The following is a 16,435-nucleotide window of genomic DNA, read 5'->3' as shown; positions in this document are numbered from 1 at the left end:
GTCCAATATGACGCGACGCGAAAATAGACCGTGGGATTGAGACTTTGTTCTCAGCGTCCCACAGGCCAAAAGCAACCACCTCTGTTGGAAACAACTTGTTGCCGAGGCTTAGGCCCTGCGTTATCCCGAATATCGCCTCGGGAATAAATCCCCTTCTACGTTATGTTTCATGTTTGCTGCGCGACAGCGCTAATGGCCGGTAGGAGGGGACTTGTCCCCGAATGCGATGGTCCTGACACCGAAAATCCGGAAAGTTGACGCCGCCTGAACTACCGCCTTCGGGGACGAGTCCCCTCCTACGCTGAAATGCGGTCAACCCGTGGGACCGGCTTCATCCGGGAAGGCGCCGGGAAGATCACCGACCGAATCCGGCGCCAACACAGAGCCCGTTGGCGGGGCTTGCCCGCGAAGGGGCCTGTTCATCCGTTGCACATCCATCACTCAAAAATAGCGTTCGCGGGCAAGCCTTTCTCCAACGGTGTTGCAGACCGCGGTTGGCCTCTACAATGCGCGCCTTGCCCGGGAGCCTTCATGTCCACTTTGTTCAGCGACTGGCGCCACCGCACGACCCATAAACGGGTCTGGGCGCTGGCGGCGCCGATGATTCTTTCCAATATTTCCGTGCCATTGGTGGCGCTGGTCGACAGCGCCGTAATCGGCCATCTGCCACACGCCCATCAATTGGGTGCCGTGGCCGTGGGCGCGACGTTGTATACATTTTTGGCCTGGACCATGGGTTTCCTGCGCATGGGCACCACCGGCTTTGCCTCGCAAGCGGCCGGGCGCGGCGACGGCGCGGCGTTGCGGCAGATTCTGGTGCAGGGCCTGCTACTGGCGATGGGGCTTGCGGTGTTGCTGGGCATCGTTGGCCTGCCGTTCAGTCATATGGCGCTGACCCTGATGCAACCGTCTGCCGACCTGCAACAGCTCACCGAGGAGTTCTTCCACACCCGGCTGTTCGGGCTTCCCGCCTCGTTGGCCGGTTATGCGCTGGTGGGCTGGTTCCTCGGCACACAGAACGCCAAGGCGCCGCTGGCGATTCTGCTGACCACCAATCTGGTCAACATCGCGCTGAATCTCTGGTTCGTCATGGGTCTGGACTGGGGCGTGGTCGGCTCCGCGCGCGCCTCTGTACTGGCGGAATGGACTGGCGCGTTGCTGGGGCTGGCATTGACGCAAAACACCTTGCGTCGCTGGCCAGGGCAAGTCGCCTGGAGCGCGCTGAAACTGTGGCACAACTGGCGGCCGTTGCTGGCCGTCAACCGCGACATCTTCATTCGCAGCCTGGCCCTGCAATCGGTATTTTTTCTGATTACCGTGCAAGGTGCGCGACTGGGTGATGCCACAGTGGCCGCCAATGCCTTGCTGCTTAACGGCCTGCTCCTGACGGCCCATGCGCTGGATGGTCTGGCGCATGCCGTCGAGGCGTTATGCGGCCATGCCATCGGTGCGCGTGATCGCCCGGCCCTGCGCCGCTCGCTGACGGTGGCCGGCGGCTGGTCATTGATCGCCAGCGTCGCGTTCGCCTTGCTGTTCTCGGTCGCCGGACATCTGTTCATCCAGATGCAGACCGATATTCCCGAAGTCCGCGAAACCGCTTTCATCTACTTGCCGTACCTGGCCGCGCTGCCATTGCTGGCGGTTGCGAGTTATCTGCTTGACGGCTTGTTCATCGGCGCCACACGCGCTCGCGAAATGCGCAACGCCATGTTGCTGAGCGTGGCCATCATTGCTCCCATCGCCTACGCCGCGCAAAACCTCGGCAACCACGGCCTGTGGCTGACATTGCTGCTGTTCATGCTGATTCGCGGGGCGACCTTAAGCGTCACCGCATGGCGCCTGAGCAAAACGGGTGAATGGTTCAACGGCCCGGCGCATTGAGCGGCGTCGTGCGTTGGATTTTCTAAAGATGTGCAGGAGCGAGCTTGTGTGGGAGCGAGCTTGCTCGCGAAGCTGTGCAGCGGATTCATCTCGCCAACAAGTTGGTTCCTACAGAGAATCATCCGACGACTCGCTCACCGCCGAAAACAGAATCCGTGGGCTGACCAGCTTCAAACCATCGGCATCCAGCTTGATACTGCTATCGCCGACACTGACTGACCAACTGCTGCCGTGTTCATAACGGATGCGCGGCCCGCCATCCACCTGGATGCACCGCTCGTCACCCGCAAACTGTTGCACCGGCAGACTCATTTCGATGCACTTGACCTGCGGCGCGCGGAGAGCCGCATCGACTGATGTATCTCCGGACTGCGGAAGACGTGCCGTTATCAGCGGACGGTCAGGGTCTTGATCCACACAGCTCACCATCACCTGCATACCGCCGCGCAATCTCTCCACCAGATGGGGCGCAACCGGCAACCAGCACTCACCGTATAAAGCGCCGTTACCCTGATCGCCCCAATCGAGTCGGGCTTTTACGCGTCCCGCCGAATCGTGGGCAACCGCTTCGTCCGCCGGGCCAACGATGCATGCCCGCTGGATATCCGGCATTGACGGGCGAGTCACGCGCTCAAGTTTGAACACGACTTCCCAGGGCGTTGCCTGAAAGTGGTTGATGTAGAGCGCCGCGTCATTGCTGCGCCGCGCGCCCAACTGCCGAGGATCGAAGCCGCGATGCTCCACGGCGGTGACCAGCCACAGATGATTGAATGCCTCATCGGGATGACCCTTGAGCGGCAACAGATGCCCGGCCGCGACAAACGGCAACGTGCTTTCGCCCGCCGCCACCTGTTGCGATCGATCAGCACCTGCAGTGCCCACGGAAAAACGGCTGACGCCGTCCTGCATGGGCATGGCCGAATAACGCGCCGTCGGCGTCGGTCGAAAGCCGCGCAAGCCATCACCAAAAATCAGTTCATGGCCTTGCGGCGAATGCTGGAAATGGTAGTGAATGCCCTCTTCACTGCACAGGCGCTGGACCAGCTGTAGATCGGTTTCACGATATTGCGCGCAGTATTCTCTGACCGGACATTCAGCCTTGAGATCAAAGCGATAGCTGTCATCGCGAATGCCATGCTCCAGCAACACCCGACTGATGATCTGCGGTGTCGTCATGTCCTGAAAGATGCGCGGGGTATAACGCTGGCCCAGACAAGCAAGGCGCGGCCCGATGCTCAGCCGATAGCAGGCGGGGCCGGGCCTGAAGTGGCTGCGCTCGACGCCGTGGATCTGCCCATGCACCCCAAGCGTGCGCCCCATGAAATGCAGAAAGACCGCCCGATACATCAGGCTGTGCATATCCAGTTCAGGGTCATCGATCAGCACTTCCAGCTCAAAGGCAAACAGCTGGCTGATCGCTTCGGTCCCGGCGAAAGACAGCACCTGCAAGCCGTCCAGCAGATTGGCGACGTCCAGGCGAAAGTGAGGTTCGTCATGCATGGGTCGGCTTCTCTTACGTGGTCGCGGCCGGGAATTCTGGCCGAGAACATGCGCGGGGTAGAGAGCCAAACGCAGATTAGGAAGTTGCCTACAGCGCAAAGGGGATGGGGATTACACATAGACGTGGTGGGAGCGAGCTTGCTCGCGAAGACAATATTTCCGATACGAACAATGCATCGGATCAACTGGTCTCTTCGCGAGCAAGCTCGCTCCCACCAATGTTTCAGCAGCAGATCAAGACGACAGGTAAGAAGACCGCGTCAAGCCCAGACGCAGCGCGTCCAGGTACTGAGTACGCTCGCGCGGGCTGATCTTGGCGCTGGCGACTTTGTCCCGGTAATGGGTCATCAGTTCTTCCGGCGACAAGTGTACGTAACGCAGCATGTCTTCGATGGTGTCGTGGGTTTCGATGCCCGCGTGGTAAACGCTGCCATCCGGATTCTGGTAGATGTTCACCGAGTCGGTATCACCGAACAGGTTGTGCATGTCACCGAGAATTTCCTGATACGCGCCGACCAGGAAGATGCCCAGCAAGTAGTCTTCGCCTTCGTTCAAGGCGTGGACCGGCAGGCTGGTTTCAATGCTTTGCTCGTCCACGTACTGCTTGATCTTGCCATCGGAGTCGCAGGTCAGGTCTTGCAGCACAGCGCGACGCAGCGGCTCTTCGTTCAAGCGATGCAGCGGCAGAATCGGCAGGACCTGGCCAATAGCCCAAGTGTCCGGCAGGCTCTGGAACACCGAGAAATTGCAGATGTACTTGTCGGCGAGCTTGTCGTTGAGTTCGTCCAGCACTTGGCGATGCGAACGCTGGCGTGCTTTGAGCGAATTGTGCAAACGGCGGCAAACCGCAAAGTAGCACTGCTCGGCCAGGGCTTTCTGGGCCAGACTGATCTTGCCATCGGCGTACTGGGTGGCGATGTCGCTCATGTAGTGCGTGGCGCGCCAGTAGGTTTCGGTGACCATTTCAATGTCGGTCGGACCCAGCAGGTCCACCAGCCATTGCACGGTTTCCGGCAGGCTTTCCTTGTCTTCGATCTTCGGCACTTCGTCGTTGTGCTTCTCGACGTCAGTGACCTGCACCACCAGAATCGCGTGGTGAGCAGTCAGCGAGCGGCCGCTTTCAGAGAAGATGTTCGGATGCGGCAGACCCTGCGCGTCGCAGAATTCCTTGAGCATGCCGACCACGACACCGGCGTAATCGTCCATGTCGTAGTTGATGGAGCTGGCATTGCGCGAGTGAGTGCCGTCGTAATCCACGCCCAGGCCGCCGCCGACGTCGATGTGATCCACCGGCAGGCCGAGGTTGCGCAGCTCGCCGTAGTAGCGAATCGCTTCCTTGAAGCCGTGCTGATAGTCAGCCAGGTTGGCGATCTGCGAACCCATGTGGAAGTGCAGCAGACGAATGCCCTGATCCAGACCGGCCTTGCGGAAACGCTCGACCACCGAAAGCAGTTGCGCGGCGGACAAGCCGAACTTGGATTTTTCGCCGCCGGTATCCGCCCACTTGCTGGAGGCCAGGGACGACAGGCGTACGCGCAAGCCGACTTGTGGGGCGACCTTGAGCTCGGCGGCTTCTTCAATCACCAGCTCAACTTCGGATTCTTTCTCGATCACGATGAACACGTTGTGCCCAAGCTTCTGGCCCATCAGCGCCAGACGAATGAACTCGCGGTCCTTGTAACCGTTGCAGACGATGGTCCCGCCTTTCGGCGCCAACGCCAGCACGGCCATCAGCTCAGGCTTGGAGCCGGCTTCCAGACCGATGGAAACGTTCTGCGTGGCGATGATGTTCTCGACCACCGCTTCCTGCTGGTTGACCTTGATCGGATACAGCGCGGTGTATTTGCTCTGGTAGTCCAGGCGGGCGATGTTCTCGTCAAATGCGCCGGTCAGCTGACGCACACGGTCTTGCAGAATGTCGGGGAAACGCACCAGCAATGGCAGGGACAGACCGCTTTTGCGCAGATTGTCGACCTGCTCGTACAAATCGATGGGCGAACTTTTCGGCCCATTGGGGCGAACTTCAACGCGACCCGCTTCGTTGATCGCGAAATAACCAGCCCCCCAATGGCGGATGCCATAAACACTGCGGCTGTCCGCAACGGTCCATTGGCTGCCATCGTCTTTGCGTGTGCGTCGTACGGACATCGAAGTCCCCTATAAAAAGTCAGATAGCGCCAGCCGGAAATCGGGCTGGGCGCAGTGTAAAGAGTGGAAATGACGATTTGGCGCCAACTCGCTACCGGCAATAGACCGGCAGCACGGGTCAGAGTTTAGAAACGTCGGTCAACCGCCGGATTTCTTGGCCTTGAAGCCCTGTTTGACCAGTTCGGCCAACAGCAACTCGACATGATCGCCCTGAATCTCGATCACGCCGTCCTTGAGCGAACCGCCGGTTCCGCAACGCTGCTTGAGCGTCTTGGCCAGATCCTTGAGGGCATCTTCGGCCAAAGGCACGCCGGTGATGGTCGTCACCGTCTTGCCGCCACGGCCTTTGCTTTCGCGGCGCAAACGAGCGATGCCATCACCTTCGGGGATGACAGTTTTTTTGCAGATGCAGGCATCGACGGGTTGACGACAGTCGGGACAATGCCGTCCTGCGTCGGTGGAAAATACCAGGCCACCCAGGGCGGCGAAGGAAGCGGCTTTTTTTGCCACCACAAATCCTCTTGTTGAGGACTGAAGATTGATCAAAATCCAGCCAAACGTCATGAAAACGTAGCGAGCGAAGGCAAGACAAGGCAAAAACAGGCGAGGAAGCGGAGTTTAGCCCGCTAAATGAGCATTCCGAGCCTGTTTTTAACGCAGTATTGCCGAGCGCAGTAGTTTTCGTGGCGCTTGGGGTTGATCGCGAAGCCCCACTCATGCAGGGGCAGCGCAGCGAGGCCGAACGATCGGCCAAGCTTGAAAAGGTCGCGCAGTGTAACGGCAAAAAGCCCGGCTGCTAAGGGCCAATGTGCGCCAATTTACTCAACATTTGCGACGTTACCCAGATAGCGTTTCAACGCCGCCAGCGAGTCCGGGCAATAACGCTTTTGCGCGGTTTCACGCAGCACCTCGGCGACCGGGATAAAGCGCGCCTGGAGCACCTCTTCGGGCTGCAGGGTCAACGGGCCGTCCCAGATCGCGGAAAACACCGCGCACCAGAGGCGATTGCCCGGCTGATCGAAGAAAAACCGTTCATGGCCACGCAGCGTTACACCGCTGACGCCCAGCTCTTCGGCCAGCTCACGAGCAGCGGATTCGGCATAACTTTCGTCGGCCTGGACCATGCCGCCAGCGGCTACGTCCCAATAACCGGGATAAATCGCCTTGCTCAAGGTGCGCTGATGCACGCACAGATCGCCCGCCGAATTGAACACCAATATATAAGTGCCCCGACCAATCAGGCCGCGCTCGCGAAGCTCGGCCCGCTGGATGGAGCCGAGCAGGTTGTCCTGCTCGTCGACCCAGGCGATCTGCTCGGCATCGGAGGCAGCGCGGTGCGCCGCCTCATTGGATGAAAACGGCATCGATCAGCCTTGTGACAGCAGTTGACGAAGGTCAATCACAGCCGCGTTGGCGCGGGAGATGTAGTTGGCCATGACCAGCGAGTGGTTGGCCAGTACGCCAAACGCGCTGCCGTTGAGCACCATCGGGCTCCACAGCGGTTCCTGCGAGGCTTCCAGCTCACGGATGATCTGGCGCACGCCGACCGTTGCATTCTTCTTGGCCAGTACATCGGCGAAGTCGACTTCAATGGCGCGCAACAGATGCGACAAGGCCCAGGCCTGACCGCGTGCTTCGTAGAACACGTTGTCGATCTGCAACCACGGCGTCTCGACGATCTCTTCATCGACCTGTGGCACTTCGCCCGGCTTCACATCACCCATCACTTCAGTCTTCAACGTGCTGTTGAGCTTGACGCGACCGACGCTGGCCGACAAACGCTGAGACAACGAACCCAGACGCGTACCGACGTCGCCCAGCCAATTGTTGAGGTTGTCTGCGCGGGCATAAAACAGCGCATTTTTTTGCGTAGGGTCGGACAGACGTGCCTGATAGCGATTCAAAGCCGCGATGCCATCGCGGTATTGCGACTCGCTGGACGGCAGCACCCAACTGCGGTTATCGAAGTTGAACAGCGGCTCGGCCTTGGCCAGATCGCCATCTTCGGCCGATTGCGACTGGGAACGGGCGAAGTCTTTACGCATGGCACGGCTCAGGTCACGCACCTGGACCAGCACGCCGTATTCCCAGCTTGGAATGTTATCCAGCCAGAGGCCCGGCGGCAGACGGTCGTTGGACAGATAGCCACCACGTTTGTCGAGCAGCGTCTGCGCAACGGATTTCAAGGTTTCGACGGTGGTGTAGCCAATCACCATCTGTTTGCCTTCACGCTGGGCCGCAGCCTGAGCGTTCTGCTGGACCGGGAACAACGCGGGCTCCTGGCTCCAGTACCAGCCGATCAACGCCGTGGCGATCAGATAAATCGCTACCACCGCGCCCAACGCACGACTGTAAAACAGCCCACCCAGATAGCCGCGACGCTTCACAGACGCAGGTTCATCGACGCGTTCACTCGCGCTGCCTGCGCGGTTCTTCCAATCCAGCATGGCCATATCCTTTCAATCACGGAGTTCAGTGCTCTGACCGCAACCTTACAGCATGGTGCCTTTTGCGGGTACGTGAGGTGGGAGGTTTTGTTGTTTCCAGACGGCCCGCTGGGGCGAGACAGCGGTTTACCGAAACGATCACAACAAAACCAGAAAAGCCCTACAGCATTGGGCATTGACCCAAATCCTCGGCTCTTTATCATTGGCGGCCTGAGCCTAAGAACTCATCAAGTACCGTACACCCGCCACGACAGATGCGGTTTTTCTGCGCCTGCGATAAGGTCGTCTTTATCGCAGGCGCACTGCGATTCTGCTCGTTTGTTATGTCGGGAGTCGGCTAATACAAGACCCTTCGGGGGAATAGGCCGGCACTGTACTTGGTGTTCTTAGCTCCCGACGCCTTTACTCAACAGAGAGCAGCCCGCATGGACGCCATCTATGAACCCCTCGTCTTCACCCGCCACAAACTGCCCCTTCATGCCTTGATCATCGAGCGCCAGGCCTGGTTCAGCGCCAGGGATCTCGGACGTCTGGTGGGTATGTTCTTCGAAAACCGCATCACCCGAAAACTCGACAGCGATCAACGGCGCACCGTGCGCCTGATCTGTTACGGGGAAGTAAAGGAAGTGCAGATGATCAGCGAATCCGCCGTGTACGCCCTGCTCATCTACCACCATCACCCCACCAACAGCCAACTGCGCCAATGGCTGACCTATGAAGTGATGCCCATCCTCAACCAAGCCCCTTCCCGCCACACCCACAACACCCCGACACCCGCACGCCTGGAATGGCAAGGCGCAGAACTCAGCGTGCTGCATTGGCAGAACGAACCGTGGATTCGGTTGCGGGATATGCCGAGTTTGTTGCCGGGGCGGGCGGAGTTGAGTGTTGGCAGCGGCGGTGACTGGTGTTCGCGGCTTAGGCAAGGGTTGGGCTGGTAAAGTCGCGATTGAAAAGTTTGCTCAGCGCTGGCAGGGCTGCAAACGCAAGCAATAGACAACAATCGCCCAAAATGGAATCCACCAGATCAGGTCATTGAATATCAACATGATGCCGCTATGCCAAGGAAGAACGCCGTTCAATGCAGAGGCCAAAAAACCAATAGGACCAAGCGTCTTGCCGACGATACCAACTGCAACCAACGGCCAATAACGCACCACATCTTGCGCGGCGATCCAGTAACCCAATGCGTAAACACCGACCATCATGCCAATGCAGCGAATCATCACATCCGGTGTTTCGGGCATTTTCAGCCAAGCGAACACTTGAGCTGGCCATGTAGACAACAGGATTGCGTAGAACAGGTTATAGACAGCCGCCACGCGTAATAACCATGGCATCCAGCTTGGTGTTTGATAATAGGGATATGAATAGCTCATTAGCATTCCTTAACGAGTTGATTGCTGTACGGACAATGCGCCTTCATATGAAAGCAACTTGCCAAAGTGGATTGAAGCCACAGTTACCCGGCAATGAAATCGCTGACTGTCGAGTGCGTGCTCGCTTGCGCTAATAACCAAGCCGGGCAATCGCAAACCAAGGCCGCGCAGATAAATCCGGTCACTTCGCTGCTGAAGACTGCCTTGCGCATCGACCCAGGTTTGCAAGTGCAGCCTGAGCAATCCAGTTCGTTCAATGATCATTTTTTGCCCACCCGCTTGCATGAAGCTCGTCAAAGCTACTCCCCCTATGCTCCGCTTCCAGCGCTCGGCACCGCGAGCGCAAGGAAAAATCCACACATAAGACACTGCCGCACCTGATTCATGGGGCATTCTCAACATTCGCAGCAACAGCCGCTTCCAGCACAACCCTGGCCAATACACGATCAAGCGACCGCTCACTGACGCGCCTTGCCCGTGATGCAGCATTTGCAACACGGGAGCGAGTTGTCGAAAGTCGTCCCCCAGAACCTTTTGGTACATGCCGATCATGAGGGCCTTTTGAAGCATATCTGCCTCAGTGCTAAGGCCAGAGTCGGATACCGAAAAGCGTAACCTTCCGTTAATAAACGAGCAGGCGTAACCCGCTGCCCATCAAGCAGAAGACAGGATTGCTCGCCCAACAACAAGCGAATCGGAGCAAGTGGGGTTTTGAACAACGCGGGACGCCCAAGCAAACTCGCCGCGACATCTATGAACTCTCGTTGACTCGGGTTTTCCGGAGCAACCAGATTATAAGTTGCAATTTCTGGCGACGAATGCTGGCGACGACACAGCCACGCCATGACCCCCACTACATCTTGCAAATGAATCCAGCTCATGATTTGTCGGCCGCTGCCAAGTGGTCCGCCCAAGCCAATGCGAATCGGCATAAGCATCGCTGGTAATGCACCCGCATGACGGTCGAACACCAGACCCATTCTAAGTAGCTTGAGCGGCACCCCCGATCCGACCACTTTGTGCCCCGCCTCTTCCCAGCGCTGACAAAGTTCAGAAGTGAAGCAGGGCTGCGCCTCACTGGTTTCATCCAGAGCGCGGACTTCATCCAGATCCTTTACGCCATAAAAACCGACCGCCGACGCAGACAGCATAAGCCTCGGCTTTGTCTCGGCCTTTTCGATCCACGCAACCAGCGCGTTTGTCACACGCACACGACTGCCAATCAGCCGCGCTTTGCGTTTAGCGCTCCACGGCAAGCCGAGAATCTTTTCCCCGGCAAGATTAACCACGACGTCCACTCTGGTCGAAACGCTGAGTTGATCCATCGACGCTATACAAGCCGCGCGTCCTTCGAACTGCATGGAAGCTTTCAATGGATCGCGCACTAACAAGATGGGCAAATGCCCCAGTTCAAGCAGGTGACGAACCAACTCCTGTCCGATAAAACCTGTTCCGCCACTAATCAGGAAGGTTTGCGCACCTGGTCCAAAGTCGAAAGGTTCTGCAGCACATCCACGATAAAGGGCGCGACTGGCGAAAGCATCTCGGACCCCTGATGCAAAAACACCAGCAGCCATGATGCTCAACACGATCCCCCAGCCTGAATAAGGCGTCGGGTACAGGCCGGTGTCGAGCTTGGCCCAACTGAGGGAGAGCCAGCCCAGTAAACCGAACAGCGCACCCGCATTAATCGCAAGCAATGTATGAGTAATGCGCTCACTTGCAGGTAATCGTCTGGTTCGGTCTTCTTCGACAAAATCCATCAAGGTGAGCACCACCTCAATCAGCACTATGCCCCATAGCAACCAAAGCCATGCACCACCCCAGACAAACCATGCCGATCCGGCGAACACCAAGCCATACAAACATGAACGGATTGCATGCAAGCGTAATTCATAGGCGGCAGTTTTTTGCTGCGGTAATGCGCACCGTAACTCGTGGTGATAAATCACATCAAAAGCGCCCATGGCGCCTTGGAGAATAAGTAGGGTGAGAATGGTTTGGTGGAGAGTCATCTTGTGCCTAAAAAACCAGGAAGAATGGGTAATTTTTTCGGAAATCCGACCGACATTAGCCTCACAACTTCGAGTATAAAAAATAAAACCGTCAAACAGCCAAGCCCGACCTTCCCACCCGTCGTCTTACTTGCGAACGTCGCCGTCCCCAACACGAGCAAGGCCAAAAGACGCAAAGGCAACTGCACAAACACGACATACCTGACATGCTTCCATTTAATAGAAAAAAGAAAGCATGAAACAACGTAGGATATGCTCAGCACCCAAAGCGCTGTTGCGATGGGAAGAGCCACATACTGCCAATCACTCGGCGAATATGTATTCCCCCACAACGCGGCAAACTGTAAATACTCATATATATATGGAATACGATCACCTACAGCACTATAGTAGTAATAAACCAGCATACACAGCCCATCAATAGCGCACCAAACTGCGCACCACCGCCCAAACTCAAGATTTAGAAAAGATGAGATTTGCACCATATCCTCCATAACAACTCATCGCCCATAAAATCATTCACTCTATCTGGTACTGCCGCCTGAAATGCAGAGGTGTGCTGCCATACTTGCATTGCTCAAGTTCATCTTCAGTAGATAGCTCAGTGATAATACCAAGCCGGAACTTGCAATAAGCAATGACCTTTTCCCTTTCATCAGACGAGAGCTGATCGAGCCGCTTTCCGTCGGACTGATTTGCGAAAATATTGTCAAATCTCACTTGCAGAGTCAGGTATTCTTTCTCAAAAAATACTGCCTCGGGGCTCGCATCTTCTAGATAATAATAGTATCCATAATTCGCAGCAAAATAGATAACAAGTGCCACATAGCAAAATAATAGCTTTTTCATGAGTGCAGTCCCCGCACAAGCCGTCGTTTTATCAACAATCGCGAGATAGTCAAACCCTGCGGCTCAAGCGAGCCCAAGAAGGGCCAGAACCGGTAGAAATGTTCAAACCTTCCGCGCACTACAGGTTTTTAGGTCATCGGCATGATCCAGATCAGTGACGATGCCCCAGCGATATTTGCAGTAATCAACCAACTCTTGCTTTTGCTCTATCGTCAGGGCGTCGTAACTCCACGTCCAATGGCTATACAAGCTTCTAAACTTCACCTGAAAGGTAAGTGCGCGCTTGATGAAATACTGTCGCCCTTCTGAATTCTCATCGACTTCAACGTAGTAGCCAACATTCAACACCAGAACCAAAACAGCCAACACTAATGGGACCAGGTATTTCAGATCTTTTTTTAATGCGCTGAACCCATGCTCCGCGACCATGACAACCCTCTTTTTTAATATTTTGGCCAACTCACCACCCGGCACAGGAACACATAACAATAACTGAAAACCTCTTTACGACGTAGGTGGTGGTAGAAAATTCGTTTGTACTCGTAGATTCCTGGCGAGTTCTAACCCCACCTTACCTGGGCATATCCTTTTACCTTGAAAAGGGTATTCTGAATGACCACCAAGTATAGAAATATTAAAAACACTTTTCACGCTCCTTACGAGCACAATTAGAGCATCCATTTGCCGAGGCGGAATTACCTGAACTGTGTCGTACCCAAAATCTTCCTCAGCAGCAACTCTGACATCAGCTATAAAATCCTCACCCTCCTCCGCAGCTGTCAAATTCTCTAGTAACACTATACCGACAACACCGGTATTATACCCTGCCAAATGATTGCCCTTGTAACGTATATCTCGCCCCTCAAGTATGAACCCGGAACAATCCACACCAAAATGATATCCAATGTCACCCCAGTTTTTCTTCTGATGCAGCTCTTGGATTTCTTTCATCTGTAAAGCACCTGGGTTACAGATGTATCCCCGCCCCGCATGATGAATCGCGATCATTGAATAATCCCAATCTGGCTCCAAGTCGGATTTAACCTTGTTCGCAGCCCAATCAGACCTCTCTATTGCCGGAAAACCTGCCCCCGTTATTCGCCTGAAGATCGTTGCCCGGGTCGCGGCCCTATCGTTGACGGTAATGCGGTGCGTAACGTTGCCGACCTGAACGATTTTGGAAGTCGTGTTCGTGACGAAATCCTCAGCCATGAGCTACCTCCTTAAAATCTTCAATTACTCCAGCCGGTGCGCTGAACAGGACATGCACTGAAATATCAACCCCTTCAGCGGCAGTTATATACGCAATACCCTTGGCATCTGTACGGCCCTTTATAGTTCTGCCATTGACTGTTGCAATCTAACTCCTATTGGACAATGGCAGTCCGGTTTCGCTACTCACTACTTCGAAGACCTGCCCATATTGTTTTTGCTGAACTGGCGGCGCCCGCAACAACTCCTGCACACGCTGATCAAACACTCGCTTACGCACGGGCTTATCGAACTGCCCCCAATCGAAGGCATAGGCATTGTCTTTGACCAACAGCCATTCGCCGCTTTCAACACGTTCCAATACTTCGCTGTCGAAGTTGATCAATTCACCACGGCGCAACTGACTCAAGCCTTCGATGCTTTCGCGACGCTCAAAAGCTTGACCCAATAGGCCTGCTGCCTCATCGGGCGGGTAAGCATCGCTGAGTTCTTTCGGTAGCGGAGACAGAGCGCTTATCAATTTCAAAGCTGACTGTCTCCGCTCCATTCGTCATAACCTGACGTTCCAGCAATTTCATGCCGCCAAGTGATGGTTTCGTAGGCAAAGTGCACTCGTTCAAGCTGGGTAAAATGAGCAGTGCTAAGATCCTGGCAATGAGGAAGGAGTAAGTCGACGCCGATAATGAGGGCGTTTTTCAGTTCAATTGTGTAGAAAAGCTCCTGCCCTCCGCGGCCCGAGTAACGAAAGAATTCAATACGACAGGTTTTCAGCGGTTCTCCATTACTCAAGGCGGTATTGATAAGAGGAGATGATTTATCGAGGGTTTTGGTGATGATTACCGGTTTGTGCATTCTTTGCCCGGTTTGCACGCCGCCGGGTACAGTGATTGCGTGGCTAATCTGCTGGACCAGAATCTGATCCTCATGGCCCTGCTGCCATGTGTTTCCTACCGAAGCTTTGCTCAGCGCCCCTTTGGTTAGAAGACCTTGCTGTGTTCCTTCAATAGTCATATAGGCGGGGGTAGGCATCGCAAACACTCCTTTGCAGTCAGTATTGCGCACCCTACCAGCCCACTCCCACCCTCAGATCACCCGCCAAAAAAATCAGAAATGCCTGACACGCCTGCAGCGTGAATTCCCGCATATGCCTGCAAGGATGCCCACACAAATCTACGAGACCTCGGTCGTGGCACGTATCGCGCATAGAAGAAGGAGGTGCCGCTGCCCGACTCGCAAATACTTGCCAATTAATTGACTTATGGCACGCTTGTGCCTGGCAGAGGTGCTAGCATAGCGCCAGCATTCGTCCTCAGTGAACATTCACTACGTAGTCAGCCCATGACCGAGTTGGAAGATCCAAGCCGAGACCGGCTCAAGCATCACTTCGCTCAACGAGTCATTCATCAGGCGCGTCAGATCCTTGAGGCTTGGCAACGGCTGCAACAAAGTGAATGGTCCGCCGATGACCTGGCCGAGCTCAAGGTTGCCAACGAGCGGCTGATGCGTTTTGCCGAGCGTTTCGAGCAGGTTGAGCATGTGGAACTGGCGCGGGCGATCAGCCTTACGCTGGATGGGGTCGCAGCCAATCGGGGTCGGTTGAGCAGCGACCTGATTACTGACCTCAATCGCGTCATGCAGCGTTTGTCGCGCACCGGGCTGCGGCATGGCGATCGTTTCGAGCAAACCTCGCTGCCGCCATTGCGCAAGCCAATCTACATTGCGTTGCAGGATTTCGAGCGGGCCGAGCGGCTGGCCAAGCAGCTGGAGTTTTTCGGGCTGTTCGCGCAGCCGCTGGGTGACTTGAGCACTTTTCATGAAGCCATGGCTGAGCGCCATCCGGCGGCGATCGTCATTGATGTGGATTTCGGTGGCCCCGGCGATGGTTTGAAGCTGGCTGCGCAGGTTCAGGAAGGGCTTGAGCAAAAACTGCCGCTGTTGTTCTTCAGCCACCAGGAAACGGATACGCCGACGCGCCTTGCCGCCGTGCGTGCCGGGGGCGAGGAGTTTCTCACCGGTACGCTGGAAGCCTCGAGCCTGCTGGAGAAAATCGAGATACTGACCTGCGTCGCGCAGTACGAGCCTTATAAAGTGCTGATCATCGACGACTCCCGCGCCCAGGCCACGCACACCGAACGCTTGCTCAACAGCGCCGGGATCGTGACTCGCACGCTGCTGGACCCGATCCAGGCGATGGCGGAACTGGCGGATTTCCAGCCTGACCTGATCATTCTCGACATGTACATGCCCGGCTGTACCGGCGTGGAATTGGCCAAGGTCATTCGCCACAACGACCGCTATGTCAGTGTGCCGATCATTTATCTCTCGGCCGAGGATGATCTGGACAAGCAGCTCGACGCCATGAGCGAAGGCGGCGATGATTTTTTGACCAAGCCGATCAAGCCACGTCACCTGATCACCACGGTGCGCAATCGTGCGGCCAGGGCGCGCAATCTCAAGGCGCGCATGGTTCGCGACAGCCTGACCGGGCTGTATAACCACACGCATATTCTGCAATTGCTTGAAGACTGCAGCTTCCGCGCTCGACGGGAAAACCAGCAGCTGTGCTTCGCGATGCTCGATATCGATCACTTCAAGAAGGTCAATGACAGCCACGGCCATCCCATGGGCGACCGGGTGATCAAGAGTCTGGCGCTGTTCCTCAAGCAACGGCTGCGCAAGACGGACTATATCGGGCGCTATGGCGGCGAAGAGTTTGCCATTGTGATGCCCGACACCAGCATCCAGAACGCCCACAAAGTGCTCGACGAAATCCGCCGCCGCTTTGCGGAGATACATTACCCGGCGCAACCGGCGGATCTGTCTTGCACCTTCAGCGCGGGTGTCGTGGCGTTGCGTGACACCGACGACAGCCTGATGCTCGCCTCCCGCGCCGACGAAGCGCTGTACCGCGCCAAGGATGCCGGACGCAATCATGTCAACTCCGAGCATGACGAGCCGTTTCTGGTGAGTTCCAACGAGCAGGCTTGAGGCCTGGAGTGAAAGG

General features: G+C 56.2%; 17 protein-coding genes. 3 read left to right on the top strand and 14 right to left on the bottom strand.

Annotation, left to right across the window (positions count from 1 at the left end):
- Nucleotides 1-531: 531 nt before the first annotated feature.
- Nucleotides 532-1,881 (top strand): MATE family efflux transporter, encoded by a 1,350-nt coding sequence (locus tag AABC73_RS03675; RefSeq protein WP_341522507.1) that lies wholly within the window; start codon nt 532-534, stop codon nt 1,879-1,881.
- A gap of 108 nt (nt 1,882-1,989) precedes the next feature.
- On the opposite strand, the gene AABC73_RS03670 is transcribed toward AABC73_RS03675, so the two are convergent.
- The 5 genes from AABC73_RS03670 to AABC73_RS03650 all read right to left on the bottom strand — a co-directional run bounded on the left by AABC73_RS03670 (nt 1,990) and on the right by AABC73_RS03650 (nt 7,976).
- Nucleotides 1,990-3,381 carry a contractile injection system protein, VgrG/Pvc8 family gene (locus AABC73_RS03670; protein ID WP_341522506.1) on the bottom strand — a complete coding sequence of 464 codons (1,392 nt, stop codon included), beginning with the start codon at nt 3,379-3,381 and terminating at the stop codon, nt 1,990-1,992.
- Nucleotides 3,382-3,615: 234 nt separating this feature from the next.
- On the bottom strand, nt 3,616-5,529 hold the full coding sequence (gene speA / locus AABC73_RS03665; RefSeq protein WP_341522505.1) for an arginine decarboxylase: 1,914 nt from the start codon (nt 5,527-5,529) through the stop codon (nt 3,616-3,618).
- 138 nt (nt 5,530-5,667) lie between these two features.
- Nucleotides 5,668-6,039 (bottom strand): translation initiation factor Sui1, encoded by a 372-nt coding sequence (locus tag AABC73_RS03660; protein WP_341522504.1) that lies wholly within the window; start codon nt 6,037-6,039, stop codon nt 5,668-5,670.
- Between the two features lie 308 nt (nt 6,040-6,347).
- A complete protein-coding gene (locus AABC73_RS03655) occupies nt 6,348-6,893 on the bottom strand; it encodes an NUDIX hydrolase (protein WP_341522503.1) in 546 nt (181 codons plus the stop codon).
- A gap of 3 nt (nt 6,894-6,896) precedes the next feature.
- Nucleotides 6,897-7,976, bottom strand: a complete 1,080-nt coding sequence (locus tag AABC73_RS03650; RefSeq protein WP_341522502.1) for a DUF2333 family protein — start codon at nt 7,974-7,976, stop codon at nt 6,897-6,899.
- A 425-nt stretch (nt 7,977-8,401) separates the two neighbouring features.
- Between AABC73_RS03650 and AABC73_RS03645 the strand changes: the two genes are divergently transcribed.
- Nucleotides 8,402-8,917, top strand: coding sequence for a Bro-N domain-containing protein (locus tag AABC73_RS03645; RefSeq protein WP_341522501.1), 516 nt, complete (start codon nt 8,402-8,404; stop codon nt 8,915-8,917).
- Nucleotides 8,918-8,938: 21 nt separating this feature from the next.
- On the opposite strand, the gene AABC73_RS03640 is transcribed toward AABC73_RS03645, so the two are convergent.
- The 9 genes from AABC73_RS03640 to AABC73_RS03600 form a co-directional block, all read right to left on the bottom strand.
- On the bottom strand, nt 8,939-9,355 hold the full coding sequence (locus AABC73_RS03640; protein ID WP_331150477.1) for a hypothetical protein: 417 nt from the start codon (nt 9,353-9,355) through the stop codon (nt 8,939-8,941).
- Between the two features lie 9 nt (nt 9,356-9,364).
- Nucleotides 9,365-9,925 (bottom strand): DUF4166 domain-containing protein, encoded by a 561-nt coding sequence (locus tag AABC73_RS03635; RefSeq protein WP_341522500.1) that lies wholly within the window; start codon nt 9,923-9,925, stop codon nt 9,365-9,367.
- On the bottom strand, nt 9,904-11,370 hold the full coding sequence (locus AABC73_RS03630; RefSeq protein ID WP_341522499.1) for a TIGR01777 family oxidoreductase: 1,467 nt from the start codon (nt 11,368-11,370) through the stop codon (nt 9,904-9,906). The genes AABC73_RS03635 and AABC73_RS03630 overlap by 22 nt, the downstream gene beginning before the upstream one ends.
- Entirely contained in the window at nt 11,367-11,864 is a 498-nt protein-coding gene (locus tag AABC73_RS03625) for a hypothetical protein (protein WP_341522498.1), read from the bottom strand. Before AABC73_RS03625 ends, AABC73_RS03630 begins: the two co-directional genes overlap by 4 nt.
- Before the next feature lie 25 nt (nt 11,865-11,889).
- Complete coding sequence (locus AABC73_RS03620; RefSeq protein ID WP_341522497.1) at nt 11,890-12,219, bottom strand: hypothetical protein; 330 nt, start codon at nt 12,217-12,219, stop codon at nt 11,890-11,892.
- Between the two features lie 102 nt (nt 12,220-12,321).
- Nucleotides 12,322-12,648, bottom strand: coding sequence for a hypothetical protein (locus AABC73_RS03615; RefSeq protein WP_341522496.1), 327 nt, complete (start codon nt 12,646-12,648; stop codon nt 12,322-12,324).
- A gap of 75 nt (nt 12,649-12,723) precedes the next feature.
- Nucleotides 12,724-13,431 (bottom strand): peptidoglycan recognition family protein, encoded by a 708-nt coding sequence (locus AABC73_RS03610; RefSeq protein ID WP_341522495.1) that lies wholly within the window; start codon nt 13,429-13,431, stop codon nt 12,724-12,726.
- Nucleotides 13,432-13,579: 148 nt separating this feature from the next.
- Entirely contained in the window at nt 13,580-13,978 is a 399-nt protein-coding gene (locus AABC73_RS03605) for a hypothetical protein (protein ID WP_341522494.1), read from the bottom strand.
- Complete coding sequence (locus tag AABC73_RS03600; protein WP_341522493.1) at nt 13,954-14,460, bottom strand: Hcp family type VI secretion system effector; 507 nt, start codon at nt 14,458-14,460, stop codon at nt 13,954-13,956. The genes AABC73_RS03605 and AABC73_RS03600 overlap by 25 nt, the downstream gene beginning before the upstream one ends.
- A gap of 309 nt (nt 14,461-14,769) precedes the next feature.
- Here AABC73_RS03600 and AABC73_RS03595 point away from each other — a divergent pair, with 309 nt between their 5' ends.
- Nucleotides 14,770-16,419, top strand: coding sequence for a PleD family two-component system response regulator (locus tag AABC73_RS03595; RefSeq protein ID WP_341522492.1), 1,650 nt, complete (start codon nt 14,770-14,772; stop codon nt 16,417-16,419).
- Nucleotides 16,420-16,435 lie beyond the last annotated feature (16 nt).

This window comes from Pseudomonas sp. G.S.17, assembly GCF_038096165.1.
Lineage (GTDB): Bacteria > Pseudomonadota > Gammaproteobacteria > Pseudomonadales > Pseudomonadaceae > Aquipseudomonas.
The sequence above is the reverse complement of the archived record's forward strand: the minus strand, read 5'-3'. Positions and strand labels throughout refer to the sequence as shown.